Source organism: Methylobacterium sp. E-041, from assembly GCF_022829665.1.
In the GTDB taxonomy this organism is placed as follows: domain Bacteria; phylum Pseudomonadota; class Alphaproteobacteria; order Rhizobiales; family Beijerinckiaceae; genus Methylobacterium.
The window spans coordinates 136,888-154,811 of the sequence record NZ_JAKSYQ010000299.1 but is presented as its reverse complement, the minus strand read 5'-3'; the positions used below and the strand labels follow the sequence as shown (position 1 = coordinate 154,811).

Annotated in this window: 18 protein-coding genes; 13 read left to right on the top strand and 5 right to left on the bottom strand. The window is 72.5% G+C overall.

Going from position 1 to position 17,924, the window contains the following annotated elements:
* Positions 1-37 precede the first annotated feature (37 nt).
* Positions 38-382 carry a DUF6460 domain-containing protein gene (locus tag MKK70_RS28785; protein WP_147844799.1) on the bottom strand — a complete coding sequence of 115 codons (345 nt, stop codon included), beginning with the start codon at positions 380-382 and terminating at the stop codon, positions 38-40.
* 226 nt (positions 383-608) lie between these two features.
* On the opposite strand from MKK70_RS28785, the gene MKK70_RS28780 reads away from it, so the two are divergent.
* The 5 genes from MKK70_RS28780 to MKK70_RS28760 all read left to right on the top strand — a co-directional run bounded on the left by MKK70_RS28780 (position 609) and on the right by MKK70_RS28760 (position 5,629).
* A complete protein-coding gene (locus MKK70_RS28780; protein WP_147859546.1) occupies positions 609-1,565 on the top strand; it encodes an alpha/beta hydrolase in 957 nt (318 codons plus the stop codon).
* Positions 1,562-4,213 carry a ligase-associated DNA damage response DEXH box helicase gene (locus MKK70_RS28775; protein WP_243951503.1) on the top strand — a complete coding sequence of 884 codons (2,652 nt, stop codon included), beginning with the start codon at positions 1,562-1,564 and terminating at the stop codon, positions 4,211-4,213. The genes MKK70_RS28780 and MKK70_RS28775 overlap by 4 nt, the downstream gene beginning before the upstream one ends.
* Before the next feature lie 32 nt (positions 4,214-4,245).
* On the top strand, positions 4,246-4,959 hold the full coding sequence (pdeM, locus tag MKK70_RS28770; RefSeq protein WP_147859558.1) for a ligase-associated DNA damage response endonuclease PdeM: 714 nt from the start codon (positions 4,246-4,248) through the stop codon (positions 4,957-4,959).
* Positions 4,960-5,033: 74 nt separating this feature from the next.
* Positions 5,034-5,282 carry a DUF4926 domain-containing protein gene (locus MKK70_RS28765; RefSeq protein ID WP_147728298.1) on the top strand — a complete coding sequence of 83 codons (249 nt, stop codon included), beginning with the start codon at positions 5,034-5,036 and terminating at the stop codon, positions 5,280-5,282.
* Positions 5,279-5,629 carry a DUF6883 domain-containing protein gene (locus tag MKK70_RS28760; RefSeq protein WP_243951409.1) on the top strand — a complete coding sequence of 117 codons (351 nt, stop codon included), beginning with the start codon at positions 5,279-5,281 and terminating at the stop codon, positions 5,627-5,629. Before MKK70_RS28765 ends, MKK70_RS28760 begins: the two co-directional genes overlap by 4 nt.
* A 35-nt stretch (positions 5,630-5,664) precedes the next feature.
* Here the strand turns inward: MKK70_RS28760 and MKK70_RS28755 are convergent, their stop codons facing one another.
* Entirely contained in the window at positions 5,665-6,339 is a 675-nt protein-coding gene (locus MKK70_RS28755; protein WP_147728300.1) for an aldolase, read from the bottom strand.
* A 24-nt stretch (positions 6,340-6,363) separates the two neighbouring features.
* Positions 6,364-7,371, bottom strand: coding sequence for a LacI family DNA-binding transcriptional regulator (locus tag MKK70_RS28750; RefSeq protein ID WP_243951407.1), 1,008 nt, complete (start codon positions 7,369-7,371; stop codon positions 6,364-6,366).
* Positions 7,372-7,539: 168 nt separating this feature from the next.
* On the opposite strand from MKK70_RS28750, the gene MKK70_RS28745 reads away from it, so the two are divergent.
* The 6 genes from MKK70_RS28745 (at position 7,540) to MKK70_RS28720 (ending at position 15,034) form a co-directional block, all read left to right on the top strand.
* On the top strand, positions 7,540-8,856 hold the full coding sequence (locus MKK70_RS28745; protein WP_243951405.1) for an MFS transporter: 1,317 nt from the start codon (positions 7,540-7,542) through the stop codon (positions 8,854-8,856).
* Positions 8,857-8,896: 40 nt separating this feature from the next.
* Positions 8,897-9,814, top strand: coding sequence for an L-threonate dehydrogenase (ltnD, locus tag MKK70_RS28740; protein ID WP_243951403.1), 918 nt, complete (start codon positions 8,897-8,899; stop codon positions 9,812-9,814).
* A 12-nt stretch (positions 9,815-9,826) separates the two neighbouring features.
* The gene (gene otnI / locus MKK70_RS28735; RefSeq protein WP_243933220.1) at positions 9,827-10,621 is read left to right on the top strand and encodes a 2-oxo-tetronate isomerase; all 795 of its coding nucleotides are present in this window, start codon (positions 9,827-9,829) and stop codon (positions 10,619-10,621) included.
* Positions 10,622-10,623: 2 nt separating this feature from the next.
* Positions 10,624-11,892: a 3-oxo-tetronate kinase gene (otnK, locus tag MKK70_RS28730; RefSeq protein WP_243951501.1), complete on the top strand. Its 1,269-nt coding sequence runs from the start codon at positions 10,624-10,626 to the stop codon at positions 11,890-11,892.
* 212 nt (positions 11,893-12,104) lie between these two features.
* Entirely contained in the window at positions 12,105-13,085 is a 981-nt protein-coding gene (gene denD / locus MKK70_RS28725) for a D-erythronate dehydrogenase (protein ID WP_243951401.1), read from the top strand.
* 83 nt (positions 13,086-13,168) lie between these two features.
* Entirely contained in the window at positions 13,169-15,034 is a 1,866-nt protein-coding gene (locus MKK70_RS28720; RefSeq protein WP_243951399.1) for a glycoside hydrolase family 15 protein, read from the top strand.
* Positions 15,035-15,120: 86 nt separating this feature from the next.
* On the opposite strand, the gene dut is transcribed toward MKK70_RS28720, so the two are convergent.
* Together dut and MKK70_RS28710 are read right to left on the bottom strand one after the other, a co-directional pair.
* Positions 15,121-15,594, bottom strand: a complete 474-nt coding sequence (dut, locus tag MKK70_RS28715; protein WP_243951397.1) for a dUTP diphosphatase — start codon at positions 15,592-15,594, stop codon at positions 15,121-15,123.
* Complete coding sequence (locus tag MKK70_RS28710) at positions 15,591-16,478, bottom strand: HpcH/HpaI aldolase/citrate lyase family protein (RefSeq protein ID WP_243951395.1); 888 nt, start codon at positions 16,476-16,478, stop codon at positions 15,591-15,593. The genes dut and MKK70_RS28710 overlap by 4 nt, the downstream gene beginning before the upstream one ends.
* A gap of 84 nt (positions 16,479-16,562) precedes the next feature.
* On the opposite strand from MKK70_RS28710, the gene MKK70_RS28705 reads away from it, so the two are divergent.
* Positions 16,563-17,345, top strand: coding sequence for a DUF429 domain-containing protein (locus MKK70_RS28705; protein ID WP_243951393.1), 783 nt, complete (start codon positions 16,563-16,565; stop codon positions 17,343-17,345).
* An 11-nt stretch (positions 17,346-17,356) separates the two neighbouring features.
* Positions 17,357-17,881, top strand: a complete 525-nt coding sequence (locus MKK70_RS28700) for an NUDIX hydrolase (protein WP_243933203.1) — start codon at positions 17,357-17,359, stop codon at positions 17,879-17,881.
* Positions 17,882-17,924: the final 43 nt, after the last annotated feature.

Here is a 17,924-nt window from a genome sequence, read left to right as displayed (position 1 = left end):
GGGATCACGCGGCCTCCGGGTCGCGGTGGAGACTAGCCTACCGCGAGACCGCGAACAGCCGCGAGATGAGCCACAGCGGCACCACCACCACCGCGCCGGCCAGGATCCAGCCGCCGAAATCGTGGAAGGTGGCGAGGCCGAGATCGATCAGCGCGCGGGCCGCGTCGTAGATCTGCCAGAACAGCCGCGCCGGGGTCAGCCCGAGCATCGCCATGAAGGCGCCGACCAGGACCGAGAGGAACAGCAGCCGTAGGAACACGCCGGCCGGCGAGCCGCCGAGGAAGCGGCGCAGGGCCGAAGCGCGATAGCCCGGCGGCGGTCCCTGGTAGGGGTCTCCCGAATAGTTCTGGCCTGGGCGGCGCGGGTCGTGCTCGACGATCATCGACATTCCTTAGCGGGATGAAGGTCTTCCAACCGTCCGAAGCCGGCGGAACCGTGACGGATGCACCACACCGGGCGCGAAACCGGATCGTGGTTCGGGCGTTAGGCGGTTTCGCCGGCCGAACCGAGATGGCAATGCGGCGCTCGCGCGCCAAGATGGGTTCGGAATTCGCGGATGCCGTGACGCCTCGCCCCGCGCAGCCCCAAGAGACGAGACGAAACGCCCCATGATCGACCACGCCCTGTTCGACCCGGCGACGATCGATCCGGACACCAAGCGCCTTAACGCCGAGATCGTCGCGGCGCACGCGGCGCAGGCCGACCCGTGGTCGCTGCCCATCGCCGAGGTGCGCGCGCGGCGCCGCGCCGGCACGCCCGCCTCGCCCGCGATGCCGCGCAGCGCCCGCGCCGAGACCATGACGATCGACGGCCCCGGCGGCCCGCTGAACCTGCGGGTGATCCGCCCCCGGGCCGGCGTGAAGCTGCGCGGCGCCTACCTGCACATCCACCGCGGCGGCTGGGTCTGGGGCTCGGCCGACGAGCAGGACCCGTGGCTCGAGCGGATCGCCGACACCTGCGGCTTCGTCTGCCTCTCGGTCGAGTACCGCCTCGCCCCCGAGCATCCCTACCCGGCGGCGCTCCTCGATTGCGAGGCGGCGGCGCTCTGGCTCGCCGGCCCGGGCAAGGCCGAGTTCGGCATCTCGGCGCTGACCATCGGTGGCGAATCGGTCGGGGCGCACCTCGCGGTGATGGTGCTGCTGCGCCTGCGCGACAAGCACCGGCTTCCGCGCGCCTTCCGCGGCGCGAACCTCAACGCCGGCTTCTTCGACCTCGGGCTGACCCCGTCGGTGCGCAACTGGGGCGACGAGCGCCTCGTGTGCAACACCACCGACCTCACCGCCTTCGCCGACGGCTACGTCCGCAACGGCATCGACCGGCGCCGGCCGGACGTGTCGCCGATCTACGCCGACCTCAAGGGCCTGCCGCCGGCCCTGTTTACCGTCGGGACCTGCGACCCGCTGCTCGACGACACGCTCTACATGTCCGCCCGCTGGGCGGCGGCGGGCAACGGCGGCCACACGGCGGTCTATCCCGGCGGCTGCCACGTCTTCATCCGCTATCCCGGCGCGATGACGGAGCGGGCGCTGGAGCTGATCGACCGCTTCCTGATGGCGCTCGCCTGAGCCGGCGCGCGGCGGCCGACCCGAGCGCCCTGCCGCCGGCCTTCGCCGCCTGGTTCGCCGCGCGCGGCTGGGCCCCGCGGCCGCACCAGCTCGACCTGCTGCGCATCGCGGGCGCCGGCCGCTCGGCGCTGCTCGTCGCCCCGACCGGCGCCGGCAAGACGCTCGCCGGCTTCCTGCCGAGCCTGGTCGCGCTGTCGCAGAGCCGGGCGAAGCCCTCCGAGCGCCGGCTCCACACGCTCTACATCTCGCCGCTGAAGGCGCTCGCCGTCGACATCGCCCGCAACCTCGACGCGCCGGTGGAGGGCATCGGCCTGTCGCTGCGGATCGAGACCCGCACCGGCGACACCCCGTCGCACAAGCGCACCCGCCAGATCGAGCGGCCGCCGGACATCCTGCTGACCACGCCCGAGCAGCTCGCCCTGCTCATCGCCCACCGCGAGGCGACCGAGTTCTTCTCCGGGCTGCGCTGCGTCGTCCTCGACGAGCTCCACGCCCTCGTCACCTCGAAGCGCGGCGACCTGCTGTCCCTGGCGCTCGCCCGCCTGCACCGCCTCAGCCCCGGCCTCACCGCGATCGGGCTGTCGGCGACGGTGCGCGAGCCGGACGAGCTGCGGAAGTACCTCGTGCCGCAGAACGCCGCCTTCCCTCCCCCCCCTGCGGGGGAGGGTGGCCCGCGAAGCGGGTCGGGAGAGGGGAGCGCCGCTTCCGGAAATGTCGCTCCCCTCTCCCGACCCTCGCTCACGCGAGTCCCACCCGCCCCCGCAGGGGGGGGAGGGGAAGGTCCACGCATGGCCGACCTCGTCGTCGTCGCCGGCGGCGCGGCACCCGACCTGCACCTGCTCGACACCGGCAAGACCTTGCCGCTCGCCGGGCACACCGCGTGGCATTCCATGCCGGCGATCTACGACCTGATCCGGGCGCACCGCACGGTGCTGGTCTTCGTCAACACCCGGCTCCAGGCGGAGTACACCTTCCAGGAGCTGTGGCGGCTCAACGACGACGTGCTCCCGATCGCGCTCCACCACGGCTCCCTCGACGCCACCCAGCGCCGCCGGGTCGAGGCGGCGATGGCGGCGGGCTCGCTCCGGGCGATCGTCTGCACCGCGACGCTGGACCTCGGCATCGATTGGGGCGACGTCGACCTCGTGGTCAACGTCGGCGCGCCGAAGGGGGCGAGCCGGATCATGCAGCGGATCGGGCGCGCCAACCACCGCATGGACGAGCCGTCGAAGGCCTACCTCGTCCCCGGCAACCGCTTCGAGATTCTGGAATGCCAAGCGGCGCTCGACGCGGTCGAGGAGGCGGCGCAGGACACGCCCGACGCCCGCCTCGGCGCGCCGGACGTGCTCGCCCAGCACGTGCTCGGCATGGCCTGCGCCGACGCGTTCGACCCGGTGGCGCTCTACGACGAGGTGATCTCGGCCGCCCCCTACGCCACCTTGTCCTGGGAGGATTTCGAGGCGGTCGTCGACTACGTCGCCACCGGCGGCTACGCGCTGCGCGCCTACGAGCGCTTCGCCAAGATCCTGCGCGGGCCGGACGGGCTGTGGCGGGTGCGCGACGCGCGCGTCGCCCAGCAGTACCGGATGAACATCGGCACCATCGTCGAGGCGGCGAAGGTGAAGGTCCGCCTCGCGCGCGCGATGCGGGGCAAGCCCAACACCGTGCTGCCGAAGACCGGCCGGGTGCTCGGCGAGATCGAGGAGGACTTCGCCGACACGCTGACGCCGGGCGACACCTTCCTGTTCGCCGGCGAGGTGCTGCGCTTCGAGGGCCTGGCCGAGGACGAGGCGATGGCCACGCGCGCCGGGCCAGGGACCGACCCGGCGATCCCGTCCTATGCCGGCTCGAAGTTCCCGCTCTCGACCTACCTCGCCGCCCGCGTCCGCGCGATCATCGCCGACCCGTTCGAGTGGGACCGGCTGCCGCGCCAGGTCGCCGACTACCTGCTCCTCCAGCGCAGCCGCTCGCTGCTGCCGGGCGAGCGCGACCTCCTGGTCGAGACCTTCCCGCGGGCCGGGCGCTACTACCTCACGGCGTTCCCGTTCGAGGGCCGGCTCGCGCACCAGACGCTCGGCATGCTGCTGACCCGGCGGCTGGAGCGGGCCGGCCTGCGCCCGCTGGGCTTCGCCGCCAACGATTACGGCATCGCGATCTTCATGACCCGCGACCTGTCCGAGCGGATCGCCCGGGATCCCGCCTTCCTCGAAGACCTGTTCGCCCAGGACATGCTCGGCGACGACCTCGACGCCTGGCTCGACGAATCCTCGATGATGAAGCGCACCTTCCGCCAATGCGCGGTCATCGCCGGGCTGATCGAGCGCCGCCATCCCGGCATGAAGAAGACCGGCCGGCAGGTCACGATCTCCACCGACCTGATCTACGACGTGCTGCGCAAGCACCAGCCCGACCACCTGCTGATGCGCGCCGCGCGCCAGGATGCGGCAACCGGACTCCTCGACGTGAGGCGGCTCGGCATGATGTTGGAGCGCATCCAGGGGCGAATCACCCACAAGGCCCTCGACCGGGTCTCGCCGCTCTCGGTCTCCGTGATGCTGGAGATCGGGCGCGAACGGGTCTACGGCGAGGGCGCCGACGAGATCCTGGCCGAGGCCGAGGCCCAGCTTCTCGAGGAGGCGCTGGGGTGACGCCGCCCTCCCCTACCGACGAGGACACCATCTTGGCGCTCGGCCTGAGACTCGAGAAGACTCAAAAATCCCCCGGCCTGCAGCTGTCCGGCGAGACCCTCACCCTCGACCGGTGCGGCGGCCTGTGGCTGGCCGATCACCGCACGCTGATCGTCTCCGACCTCCACCTCGAGAAGGGCTCGGCCTACGCCGCCCGCACCGGCCAGTTCCTGCCGCCCTACGACACCCGCGAGACGCTGGCCTGCCTGCACGAGGCGGTGGCGCGCTTCGACCCGGCCTGCATCGTGGCGCTCGGCGACAGCTTCCACGATTCCCGCGGCCCCGAGCGGATGGAGCCCGGCGACCGGGCGATGGTCGCCGCCCTGCAGCAGGGCCGCGACTGGGTCTGGATCGCCGGCAACCACGACGCCGCCGTGAGCGAGGGCGTCGGCGGTCGCTACGCCGAGGTGATGACGCTCGGCGGCCTCACCCTCCGCCACGAGCCGACCCCGGGCGCGGCGCCGGGCGAGATCGCCGGCCACCTCCACCCGTGCGGCAAGGTCGCGATGCGCGGACGCGCGGTGCGCCGCCGCTGCTTCGTCACCGACGGCACCCGCCTGGTGATGCCGGCCTTCGGGGCCTATGCCGGCGGCCTCAACGTCCGCGACGCGGCGTTCGAGCCGCTGTTCTCGGCGGGGTTCACGGCGCATCTCCTCGGCGACGGCCGGGTGTTCTCGATCGGGCGGTCGATGCTGGCGAAGGATTGAGGTTTTCGCCCGCGTGCTAGCGGGCAGCACCGTCGGGCGTGGACGAACGGTGCGCCCCACCATATGCTTCCGTCATGTCCGTCGAGGTCGTTTATCTGCTGCGCAAGGACGAGCCCGGCTTCCGGGACCTCGATACCGTGGTGCTGCTCGAGCCGGCCCGCTCGCATGACGGCGAGACGATCCCGGCGGGGCGTGCAGGAACCGTCGTCGGCGTCTGGACCGACAGCCCGGATTGCATCGTCGAGTTCTCGGAGCCGGACGGCGCGCTGGCCACCGTGCCGGCAACGATCCTGACGCATGCGACGCCGACCGCTCTGCGATGAGCGGATCGTCGCTCCCGCAGAACCTTGCCATTCCGGGCGACAAGATCGCCAGATACCTTCTCAATCCCGATCATCCGCAAGGCGGATCGAAGGCACGCTTCTTCCTCGGCTTCGGACTCAACCGCGAGCGGACGACCGAATTCGCGGATGCGCTGTTTCTGCAGGCCCTGCAAGCATCCGTTCGCATGGTCACGCCGACATCGCCGGATCGGCGGGTGATCGCCTGCATCGGTCCGATCGCGACGCCGTCGGGACGCGAACCCTGGATCCGCACCGTGTGGCTGGTCGAGCGCGACGAGGTCGGACGCCTCGTCACGGCCCATCCCGATCGGGCTCGCAGCGCCTGAAGGTATGGTCGCGTCAGGACCGGCGCCGCGCCGCGTCAGGAGCATCCGTGTCCCTCCCCCTCGTGCTCCGGCAACGTCAGCCCGAAATGCTGGACGAGGTCGGCGACCTGGGCGGGGCTGAGATGGCGCGGGTTGAGGTTGCGCAGGAGCAGGTAGAGCTTGGCCGTCTCCTCGAGCTCCTCGGTGGCGAAGACCGCGGCCTCCAGGCTCGCGCCGGCGACGACCGGGCCGTGGTTGGCGAGCAGCACCGAACTGTACTTCCCCGCCAGGCCCCGGATCGCGTCGGCGACGCCCGGGTCGCCGGGGCGGTAGTACGGGACCAGCGCCGTGCCGCCGGTGCGCATTAGGTAGTACGGCGTCAGCGGCGGCAGCACCGCCTTCGGGTCGATCTCCGGCAGCATCGACACCGCGACCGCGTGCGTCGAGTGCAGGTGGACGATGGCGCGCGCCTCGGCGCGGCTCTCGTAGAGCGCGGTGTGGAGCGGGATCTCCTTCGTCGGCGTGTCGCCAGAGACCACCCGTCCCGTCGCGTCGAGACGCGAGATCCGGGCCGGGTCGAGGAAGCCGAGCGAGGCGTTGGTCGGGGTCACCAGCCAGCCGCCGTCATCGAGCCGAAGGGAGATGTTGCCCGAGGAGCCTGGCGTCAGCCCGCGCTCGAACAGCGAGCGCCCGTAGCGGCAGATGCTTTCGCGCAGGGTGGATTCGCTCATGTTCGGTTCCTCAAGCCCGATCTCCTATGCGGTCGCGCCCGCCACCAGCTCGAAGCCGAGGTCGATCGTCTCGGCCGGGCCGCCGGCCGCCAGGCGCTCGGCGGCGACCGCGCCGATCCGCAGTCGCGGCGTGCGGATGGTCGAGAGCGGCTGCGGCATCGCCGCGGTGATGTCGAGGCCGTTGTAGCCGAACAGCGCGAGCCGGTGCGGGATCGACCAGCCGCGCGCCAGGCAGCAGAAGTAGCCGCCGAGCGCCATGTCGTCGTTGGAGAAGTACACGGCGTCGAGGTCCGGCGTGCGGTCGAGCAGCCGGTCCAGCGCCGCCCGCCCGGCCGCCGCGGAGGACGGCTCGGCGACCACCTCACGGTCGATCAGCCCGTGCCCCGCGCCTTGCAGGGCCGCCTCGAATCCCGCGAGCCGCTTCCCCGCCCGAAGGTCGCGAAGAATGTCGTGGCCGACATAGCCGATGCGGCGGTAGCCGCGCCCGAGCAGGTGCGCGGCGCTCGCCTCGCCGACCGCCCGGTTGGAGAAGCCGACGACGAGGTCGAGGCCCGGCCCGTCGGTGTCGATCATCTCGACCACGCGGATTCCGGCGGCGCGCAGGAGCGCCACGGTGCCGGGATTGTGCTCCACCCCGGTGACGACGAGGCCGGCCGGGCGCCACGACAGCAGCGCGCCGACCAGCGCCTCCTCGCGGTCGGGATCGTAGTCGGAGACGCCGATCACGCTCTGGAAGCCGGTGCGGTCGAGCGCCCCCGTCAGCCCGCGCAGCAGGTCGGGGAAGACGATGTTGGCGAGCGACGGGATCACGATGCCGACGAGCTGCGAGCCGGCCGACGCCGCGTTGCCCGCGAGCGACCCGGCCAGCCGGTTCGGCACGTAGCCGAGCTCGGCCACGGCCGCGGCCACCCGGTCTGCGGTGCGCTTCGAGAACGAGCCCTGGTTGCGCAGCACCCGCGAGACCGTGCTCTCGCCGAAACCCGATTCCCGGGCGACGTCCGCCAGCGTCACGAGGCGCCGATGCAGGTTCATGGAGGCCCTTCGCGTGGCGATGCGCTCAGCGACATATCGAGCATCGCTGTCACCCGCAAGCTGATTGGCAGCGCTGCCAAACTGAGATAGGCAGGTTTCAAGCGCCGGGAAACGGTGCGGAACCAAGCAGAACGCCGGCACGCCAAGACGTCGGCGACGGAGGACGCCATGAGTTCACCAGCCGCCGTGCTGCCGGGCAGCGCCGTGCCATCGAAGGCCTTCGTCGAGCAGACCTATACCAAGGTGTTCTGGCGCCTCGTGCCGTTCCTGATGCTCTGCTACGTCGTCGCCTACCTCGACCGGGTCAACGTCGGCTTCGCCAAGCTGCAGATGTCCCAGGACCTCGGCTTCAGCGAGACGGTCTACGGCTTCGGCGCGGGCGTGTTCTTCGTCGGCTACTTCCTGTTCGAGGTGCCCTCGAACGTGATCCTCCACCGGGTCGGCGCGCGGATCTGGATCGCCCGGATCATGGTGACCTGGGGGATCATCTCGGGTGCGTTCCTGTTCGTGAACTCCGCCACGACCTTCTACGTCATGCGCTTCCTGCTCGGGCTGGCCGAGGCGGGCTTCTACCCGGGCGTGATCCTCTACACGACGGCCTGGTTCCCGGCGCATCGCCGGGCCAAGGTCATCGCCGTGTTCATGGCCGCGATCCCCGTCTCGGGCATCTTCGGCAACCCGCTCTCGGGCTGGATCATGGATGCCTTCAACGGCGCCCACGGGCTCGCCGGCTGGCAGTGGATGTTCGTGATCGAGGCGGTGCCGGCGGTGCTGGTCGGCATCGCGGTGTTCTTCTACCTCGACAACCGGGCCTCGGAGGCCAAGTGGTTGACCGACCCCGAGAAGGCGGTGATCGAGCGCGACATCGCCGCCGACAACGTCGGCAAGGAGACGAGCCCGCACTCGATCGCGACCGTGTTCCGCAACGGCCGCGTCTGGTTCATGAGCTTCATCTACTTCTGCTTCGTCACGGGCCAGTACGGCCTGACCTTCTGGATGCCGACGCTGGTGAAAGCCACCGGCGTACAGGGCAACCTCAACATCGGCCTGATCAGCGCGATCCCGTTCCTGTTCGCGGTGTTCGTGATGATCCTGCTCGGGCGAAGCGCCGACCGGATGCGCGAGCGCCGCTGGCACCTGATCGTGCCTGCGCTCTGCGGCGCGGTCGGCTTCGTCGTCGCCGCCACCGCCGGCAGCACGGTGATCGCGATCATGGCGCTCTCGATCGCCGCGGGCGGGGTGCTCACCTGCGCGCCGCTGTTCTGGTCGATGCCGACCGCGTTCCTGTCGGGGGCGGGCGCCGCCGCCGGCATCGCGCTGATCAACTCGGTGGGCAACCTCGCGGGCTTCGCCAGCCCCTACGTGATCGGCGCCCTGAAGGACTACAGCGGCAACACCGCCACCGGCATGTACGCGCTCGCCGCCATGCTGGTGCTCGGCTCGGTCGCGACCTTCGTGACGCCCAAGCGCCTCGTGAACCGCTGAACCGGCGCACCTTCCGCAGACCCCCGACCGGACATCCCCGATGACAGCACCCTCCTCCGCCCGGCACGCCGCGGTGATCGGCCTCGGCTCGATGGGCTTCGGCATGGCGGCCTCGCTGCAGCGGGCCGGCTTCACGGTCGCGGCCTGCGACGTGAACCCCGAGGCGGTCGCCCGCTTCTCGGCGGCCGGCGGGCGCGGCACGGCGAGCCCGGCCGAAGCGGCGGAGGGCGCGAGCGTCGTGATCTGCGTCGTCGTCAACGCCGCCCAGACCGAGGCCGTGCTGTTCGGCGAGGCCGGCGCCGCAGCGGCGATGCCGGAGGGCGCGGTGTTCGTCTCCTCGGCGACCATGGACCCGGCCGTCGCCCGGCGGCTGGCGGCGCGGCTCGAGGCCACCGGCCGGCACTACCTTGACGCGCCGATGAGCGGGGGCGCGGCGCGCGCCGCCGACGGGGCTCTGACCTTCCTCGCCTCCGGCTCGGCCGCCGCCTTCGACGCGGCGCGCCCGGCGCTCGGTGCGATGGCCGGCACGCTCTACGAGCTCGGCGATGAAGCCGGCCAGGGCGCGGCCTTCAAGATGATCAACCAGCTGCTCGCGGGCGTGCACATCGCCGCCGCGTCGGAAGCCATGAGCTTCGCCGCCAAGCAGGGCCTCGACCTCGCCCGCGTCTACGAGGTGATCACGAAGTCGGCCGGCAATTCCTGGATGTTCGAGAACCGGATGCCGCACGTCCTCGACGGCGATTACAGCCCCAGAAGCGCGGTCGACATCTTCGTCAAGGACCTCGGCATCGTGCAGGACATGGCGCGCGCCGAGAAGTACCCGGTGCCGGTGGCGGCCGCCGCCCTGCAGATGTTCCTGATGGCGTCGGGCTCGGGGATGGGCCGCGACGACGATGCCTCCGTCGCGCGGCTCTACGCCCAGGTCTCGGGCGCGACCCTGCCGGCCGCGAAGCGCTGAGGAAGTCCATCCATGCCGCGCTTTGCCGCCAACCTCACCCTGATGTTCACCGAGCTCCCCTTCCTCGACCGCTTCGCAGCAGCCGCGGACCAGGGCTTCGGCGCCGTCGAGTTCCTGTTCCCCTACGCGCATCCGGCCGACGCCATCGCCGACCGCCTGGCGCGCCACGGCCTGACCCAGGCGCTGTTCAACCTGCCGCCGGGCGACTTCGAGGCCGGCGAGCGCGGGCTCGCGGCCCTGCCCGAGCGCTTCGACGAGCTGAAGCAGGGCGTCGCGACCGCTCTGCGCTACGCCGAGGCCACCGGCGTCGGGCGCCTCCACCTGATGGCGGGGCTGGCCGACCCGAACGATCCGGCCGCGCGCGACGCCTACCGCCGCGCCGTCGCCTGGACCGCCGACGCTCTCGGCGCGGCGGGGCTCGACCTCGTGCTGGAGCCGATCAACGGCCGCAACATGCCGGGCTACTTCCTGAACGATTTCGGGGCGGCGGCGGCGCTGATCCGCGACCTCGCGCGGCCGAACCTGAAGCTGCAGTTCGACCTCTACCACTGCCAGATCCTGCACGGCGACGTGACGATGCGGCTGCGCGCGCTGATGCCGATCGTCGGCCACGTGCAGACCGCCTCGGTGCCGGGGCGACACGAGCCCGGCACCGGCGAGATCGACGACGCCTTCCTCTTCGCGGAGCTCGACCGGCTCGGCTACGACGGGTTCGTCGGCTGCGAGTACAATCCGGCCGCCGGCACCGTCGCGGGCCTCGGCTGGTTCGCGCCCTATCGCGAAGGCCGGCGGGGAGATGCGCGATGAGCCTGCCGCTCGCGCTCGGCTGCGTCGCCGACGACTATACCGGCGCCTCGGACCTCGCCAACACCCTAACCAGGGCCGGCCTGCGCACGGTGCAGACGATCGGCGTGCCGGCCGACGACCTCGCCCTGCCGGAGGTCGACGCGGTGGTGGTGGCGCTGAAGAGCCGGTCGATCGACCCGCGCGAGGCGGTGGCGCGCTCCCGCGAGGCCGACGCCTGGCTGCGCCGGCGCGGTGCCGGCCACGTGCTGTTCAAGGTCTGCTCGACCTTCGATTCGACCGAGGCCGGTAACATCGGCCCGGTGCTCGACGCGCTGAGGGCGGATGCGGCCGAGCCGATCGCGCTCGTCACCCCCGCCTTTCCCGAGACCGGGCGCAGCGTCTACCAGGGTCACCTCTTCGTCGGCGCGACGCTGCTCGCCGAGAGCCCGCTGAAGGACCACCCCCTCAACCCGATGCGCGATTCGAGCCTCGTGCGGGTGCTGGCCCGCCAGAGCGCCGGCACGGTCGGGCTGATCGACATCGCCACCGTGACGCGCGGTCCGGACGCGGTCGCCGCGCGCCTCGACGCCCTGGCGAAGGAGGGCCACGGCGCGGCCATCGCCGACGCGATCTTCGATGCCGACCTCGAGATCCTCGGCCGCGCCGCCTTGCGGCACCGCGTCTCCTGCGGCGCCTCGGGCCTCGGCCTCGGGCTCGCCCGCGCGCTGGTCGCGGACGGGCACGGCGCATCCGGCGCCGGTGCGGTGGCGGGCGAAGCGGTCGGCGGCCACGCCGCGTGCCTCGCGGGCAGCTGCTCGCAGGCGACGCTGGCGCAGATCGAGGCCGCGGCCGATCACATGCCGGTGCTCCGCCTCGACACCGAGCGGCTGCTGTCCGGCCCCGGCGAGGTCGAGACGGCCATCGCCTGGGCCGCCGAGCGCCTTGCCGCCGGCCCGGTCCTCGTCGCCAGCAGCGCCGCGCCCGACGCGGTGCGCGCGCTCCAGGCCAGGCACGGCGGCGCCGCGGTCGGCCAGGCGATCGAGGCGGCGCTGGCGCGGCTCGCCGCGGACCTCGTCGCCCGCGGCGTCCGCCGGCTCGTGGTCGCCGGCGGCGAGACCTCCGGCGCGGTGGTCGACCATCTCGGGCTGAAAGCCTTCCAGCTCGGCCCCGAGATCGCCGCCGGCGTCCCCGTCCTGCGCACGGCCGGCGGCGATCCGATGCTGCTCGCGCTGAAATCCGGCAACTTCGGCGGCCGCGACTTCTTCCTGCGCGCGCTCGCCCTGATGCAGTGAGCGATACGGGTGCTTCTCGCTTCCCTGACCCCCTTCGAAAGTCTCGTCGCGCCTTCCCTCCCCCCGACGGATCTCGGGCTTGCCAGAGATCCGCACCTTGTGTGCCCAAGCCGTGTGCCCAAGTCGGGCAGGCCCGACTCGGGTGCGGGGGAGGGATCCGGTAGGGCAACGCAGATCGATCGCGGCCGAACATGCCGACCAAGGAGCTTCCCATGCACGCCCTGATCCTCGGCGCCGCCGGCATGATCGGCCGCCGGCTCACCAAGGCCCTGGTCGCGTCCGGCGCCGTCGGCGGCGCGCCGCTCGACGCGCTGACCCTGATCGACGTGGTCCAGCCCGACGCGCCCGCGGGCTTCGCCGGCAACGTCCGAACCGAGGCCGCCGACCTCACCGCGCCGGGCGCGGCCGACGCCGCCATCGCCGGGCGGCCCGGCCTCGTCTTCCACCTTGCCGCGGTGGTCTCGGGCGAGGCGGAGGCGAACCTCGAGCTCGGCTACCGGGTCAACCTCGACGGCACCCGCCTGCTGCTCGACGCGATCCGCCGCGCGCACTTGGCCGACGGCTACCGGCCGAAGGTGGTGTTCACCGCCTCGCTCGCGGTGTTCGGGCCGCCGCTGCCGCCGGTGATCGGCGACGACTGGATCGTCACGCCGGCCTCCTCCTACGGCACCCAGAAGGCGATGGGCGAGTTGCTGCTCGCCGACTATTCCCGCCGCGGCTTCCTCGACGGCATCGCCTTGCGCCTGCCGACGATCTGCGTGCGCCCGGGCAAGCCGAACAAGGCGGCGTCGGGGTTCTTCTCCGGCATCATCCGCGAGCCGCTGGCCGGCCAGCCGGCGATCCTGCCGGTGCCCGAGACCGTGCGCCACTGGTTCGCGAGCCCCTCGGCCGCGATCGGCTTCCTGCTGCACGCGGCCGGGCTCGACCTCGCCCGCCTCGGGCTGCGGCGTGCGCTGACGCTGCCTGGGGTGTCGGCCACCGTGGCCGAGGAGATCGAGGCCCTGCGCAAGGTCGGTGGCGACAAGGCGGTCGCCCTGATCCGCCGCGAGCCCGATCCGGCCGTCGCCCGCATCATCGAGACCTGGCCCGAGGCCTTCGCCACCGAACGCGCGCTCGACCTCGGCTTCACCGCCGACGCCTCGTTCGACGCGATCGTCGCCGAGCACGTCGCCGAATTCCACGCCGGGACATAAACCTATGTGACATTTCGTCAGGCACGGTCGAACCGGGGATGCGACGCGTTAGAACGGGTCGAGCCTCCGGGAAACACATCGCCTTGTACAAGCCCATCGAAGACTACGCCGTCATCGGCGACACCCACTCGACCGCGCTGATCGCCCGCGACGGCTCGGTCGACTGGCTGTGCTGGCCGCGTCACGATTCGCCGGCCCTGTTCCTCGCGCTGCTCGACGACGACAAGGGCGGCTCCTGCCGGATCGCGTTCGAGGGCCTGCGCTCGACCTCGCGGCGCTACCTGCCCGAGACCAACGTGCTGGAGACGACCTTCGTCACCGAGACCGGCAGCGCCCGGCTGGTCGACGTGATGCCGGTCAACCCGCCGACCCCCGAGCCCGAGGAAGGGCCCGACGGCGAGGGCGAGAGCCGCCTGATCCGCCTGCTCACCTGCATCGACGGCCACGTCGCCGGGCGCTTCCTGGTGCACCCGACCTTCGACTACGCCCGCTGCGACGGCATCCCGATCGCCGACGGCGCGACGGTGCTGTTCGAGGCCGGCAAGCAGCGGCTCCGCGTCAACGCCGCGCCCGAGCCGAGGCTCGACGGCGCGGTCGCCGTGAGCCGGTTCGCGATCGCGGCGGGCGAGACCGCCTACCTCGTCCTCACCCACGGCGAGGACGGGGAGCGGGCCGCGATCGACGATTTCGCCGGCGCCGAGCGCCGGGTCGCGGCGACCATCGACTACTGGCGGCGCTGGAGCGAGCGCTGCACTTATCACGGCCCCTATCGCGACGCGGTGCTGCGCTCGGCCCTGTGCTTGAAGCTGCTGACCTACTCGCCGTCGGGCGCCATCGTCGCGGCGGCCACCGCCGGCCTGCCCGAGGCGGTTCCGGGCAACCGCAACTACGATTACCGCTTCACCTGGATGCGGGACGCGACCTTCACCGTCACCGCCTTCGTGATGCTCGGCTACGTCCGCGAAGCCTCGGAGTTCCTGCGCTTCCTGCGCGAAGCGGACGGCAGCTTCGGCCGCGACACCAAGCTGCTCTACGGCATCGCCGAGGCGATGCCGCCGGAGGAGGAGCTCGACCACCTCTCCGGCTGGCGCGACGTCGGGCCGCCGCTGATCGGCAACGCCGCCGAGGGCCAGGACCAGCACGACATCTACGGCGAGCTGGTGCGCGCGCTCTGCGTCTTCCTCGAAGCGGTCGAGTACGACCCGCCGGAAAAGGTCCACGACCGCCTGCCCGAGGTGCTCGACAACCTCACCCGCCGCGCCATCGCCTGCCGCGACGAGGCCGACGACGGCATCTGGGAGCTGCGCACCGGCCCGCGCCACCAGCTCCACACCAAGGCGATGCTCTGGGTGGCGCTGAACGACGCCGCCCGGATCGGCCGCAACATCGAGGGCGTGCCGCCGGAGAAGATCGAGACTTGGGAGCGGATCGCCGCCGAGATCCGCGCCGACTACCTGGAGAAGGCCTGGAACGAGGAGCGGCAGGCCTTCACCGGCGCCTACGGCTCGCACCACCTCGACGCGGCGGTGCTGCGCGTGGCGTTGTTCGGCGCGATCGACCCGAGCGACCCGCGCCTGCGCAAGACGCTGGCCGCGATCGAGGCTGAGCTCGGCGTCGGCGACCTGATCTACCGCTACCGCATGGACGACGGTCTCGCGGGCGATGAGGGCACGTTTACCGCCTGCGCCTTCTGGCGCGTCGGCTGCCTGGCGCTCGACGGCCGCACCGGCGAGGCCAAGGCGGCGTTCGAGCGCCTGCTGGCGCGCGGCAACGACGTCGGGCTGTTCGCCGAGATGATCGACCCGGAGTCCGGCGAGCAGCGCGGCAACACCCCGCAGGGCTTCTCGCACATGGCGCTGATCAACGCGGCCCTGCGCCTGCAGGACACGATCGGCCGCTTCGGCCTGCCCGAGGAGGGATGTGTTCCGGCGAAGGCGGCGGCGGAGTAGACGCAGCGTGGGGCTTTCGGCTGACCGCGCCCTCTTCCCTCCCCCCTCTGCGGGGGAGGGAGAAGAGGCGCGATCCTTCGGCCTCGTCACCGGCCGCTCGACCCGAACCCGCCGACGCCCCGCGCCGATGCCGGCTCATCCGCGTCGGTCACGACCAGCCGCGGCCGCGCGACCCGCGTGAACACCAGTTGCGCGATGCGCTCGCCCGGCGCGATCCGGATCGGGTCGCCGGCCGGGTTGCGGTTCCAGGCCGAGATCATCAGCGGGCCCTCGTAGTCGGCATCGATCACCCCGGTGCCGTTGCCGAGCACCAGCCCGGCGCGATGGCCGAGGCCGGACCGGGGGAAGATCAGCCCGCACCAGCCGGCCTCCCGGATCAGCACCGTGAAGCCGGCGGGGATCAGCGCCGGCGGCCCCTGCGGCGCGAGGTCGAGTGCCGCGTCGAGGCAGGCATGGAGGTCGAGGCCGGCGGCCTGGGTCGAGCCCCATCGCGGAAACCCCCACCCCGCCAGCCGCGGATCGAGCCCGCGGATGCCGACCTCGGGCAGCGCGTCGCTCACGGCCGGCGCGCCGCGATGGCGTCGGCCAGGGCGACGATGCGATGGGCCTCATCGGCATGGGATCGGTCGATCGTGCGGCCCCGGAACGCGGCCGTGCCGCGCTCGCGGGCGGCCGGGCCGGCGAAGGCGGCGATCGCCGCACGCGCCTGCGCGACCGCATCCGGGCTCGGGCCGAACACCGCGTTGGCGGCGGCGATCTGCGCGGGATCGATCAGCACCTTGCCGTCGAAGCCGCCGTCGCGGGCCTGCTCGGCCTCGGCGCGGAAGCCGGCCTCGTCGGCGGTCGCCTCGAACACGCCGTCGATGACGTCGATCTCGTAGGCGCGGGCCGCGGCGACGACGCTCATCAGCAGCGGCATCAGCGCCGGGCGGCCGGGGACGCCGCGGCGGATCCGGGTCGCCGCGGCGAGGTCGCCGGTGCCGACCACGAGGCAGGACAGGCGGATGTCCACGTCGCGCGCGGCGCTGGCGATCGCGCCGACCTGCAGCACCGCGAGGGGGCTCTCGATCATCGCCCAGATCCGCAGCGCCGGCGCCGCGCCGAGGCGCCTCAAGCGGGCGCCGACGGCCACCAGGGCGTCGGGGCCGCTCACCTTCGGCACCAGGATCGCGTCGGGGCCGGCCGCGGCGATCGCCGCGAGGTCGGCCTCGCCGTGGGCCGAATCGAGCGCGTTGATGCGGACCACCACCTCGCGATGACCGTAGGCACGGCCCGTCACCGCGGCGGCCACCGTCTTGCGGGCGGCGTCCTTGGCCTCGGGCGGGACGGTCTCCTCCAGATCGAGCAGCACCGCGTCGACCGGCAGGGTGCGAGCCGCTTCCAGGGCCTGCGGGTTCGAGCCCGGCAGGGACAGCACGCTGCGACGCGGACGGATCTCGGTCATGGCGGCATCTTTCCGTCGGCGGGGCGACGTCCGTAAGACAGAAGCGCCGATAGCGTTCTCCGGACGGCGAGACAAGGAGCGGGAATGGCGCGCTGGATCGCGGGACTCGACGGCTGCCGCGGCGCCTGGGCCGGCGTGCTGCTCGACCTCGACGATCCCGGCCGCCACCGCGCGGCCCTGTTTTCCACCGTCGCCGAGTGCCTCGACGGACCGGAAGCGCCGGTCTCGGTCGGCATCGACGTGCCGATCGGACTGCCGGACCGCGCGACGGGCGGAGGCCGGGCGGCCGACCGGGCCGCACGCGCCTATCTCGGCGCCGGCCGGTCGAGCGTGTTCCCGGTGCCGCCGCGCGCGGCGATCTTCGCCGACGACTACGAGACCGCCAAGGCGCTGTCGCGCGCGGGCAGCGCGCCGCCCTTCGCGCCCTCGATCCAGTGCTTCAACATCTTCCGCTACATCCGCGCGGTGGACGCCCTGCTGCGCGAGTGGCCGGCGCTGACGGCGCGCCTGCACGAGGTCCATCCCGAGATCGCCTTCCGCCGCCTCAACGGCGACCGGGCGCTGGCGGCGGGCAAGAAGGGGCCGCAGCGGCAGGCCGGGCTGGACCTGCGCCGGGCGCTCCTCGTCGCCGCCGGGCTGCCGGAGACGCTGGTTCACGGCGCACGGCCGCGCGGCGTCGGTGCCGACGACCACCTCGACGCGATGGCCGGCCTCGTCGTCGCCCGCGACATCCTCCTCGGCCGCGCGAGCCCGCTGCCGGACCTGCCCGAGCGCGACGCCCACGGCCTGCCGGCGGTGATCTGGATGCCGGCGCCGCTTCAGGGGGGCGACCGGGCCGAATCCCGCGAGCCACGCAAAGTCTGCTAACGACCTGGGCCATGAGCGAACAGACCCGAGACCCGAACCCCGCGATCCGCCACGTCGCCCGCGCGCTGGTGTTCGATCCCGCCGACCGACTGCTGCTGATCGAGTACGAATCGGTGCACGCGCATGCGCCGGACGGCACGCCGCTGCGGTTCTGGTTCATGCCGGGCGGCGGGCTGGAGCCCGGCGAGGACCACGTTACGGCCTGCCGCCGGGAATTGTCGGAGGAGATCGGCCGGGCCGACTGCGCGATCGGCCCGCAGGTCGCGGCCTGCGACGGCCCGTTCCACCTGTTCCGGCAGTCGCGCGATGCACGCGAGCGCTATTTCCTGGTGCGTCTGCCCGACGACCGGATCGACACCAGCCGCCTGATGGAGACCGAGGACAACCCGCTGCACGGCACGCGCTGGTGGACGGTGGCCGAGCTGCTCGCCACCGAGGCGCGGATCGAGCCCGCCGGCCTCGGTCAGCTCGCCGAGCGCCTCGTCGCCGGACACGTTCCAGACGCCCCGATCATCCTGACCTGGCAGCAAACTTGAGCGTGGAACAGGGGGCTCAGGCCACTCGTTCCGTGACGGAATT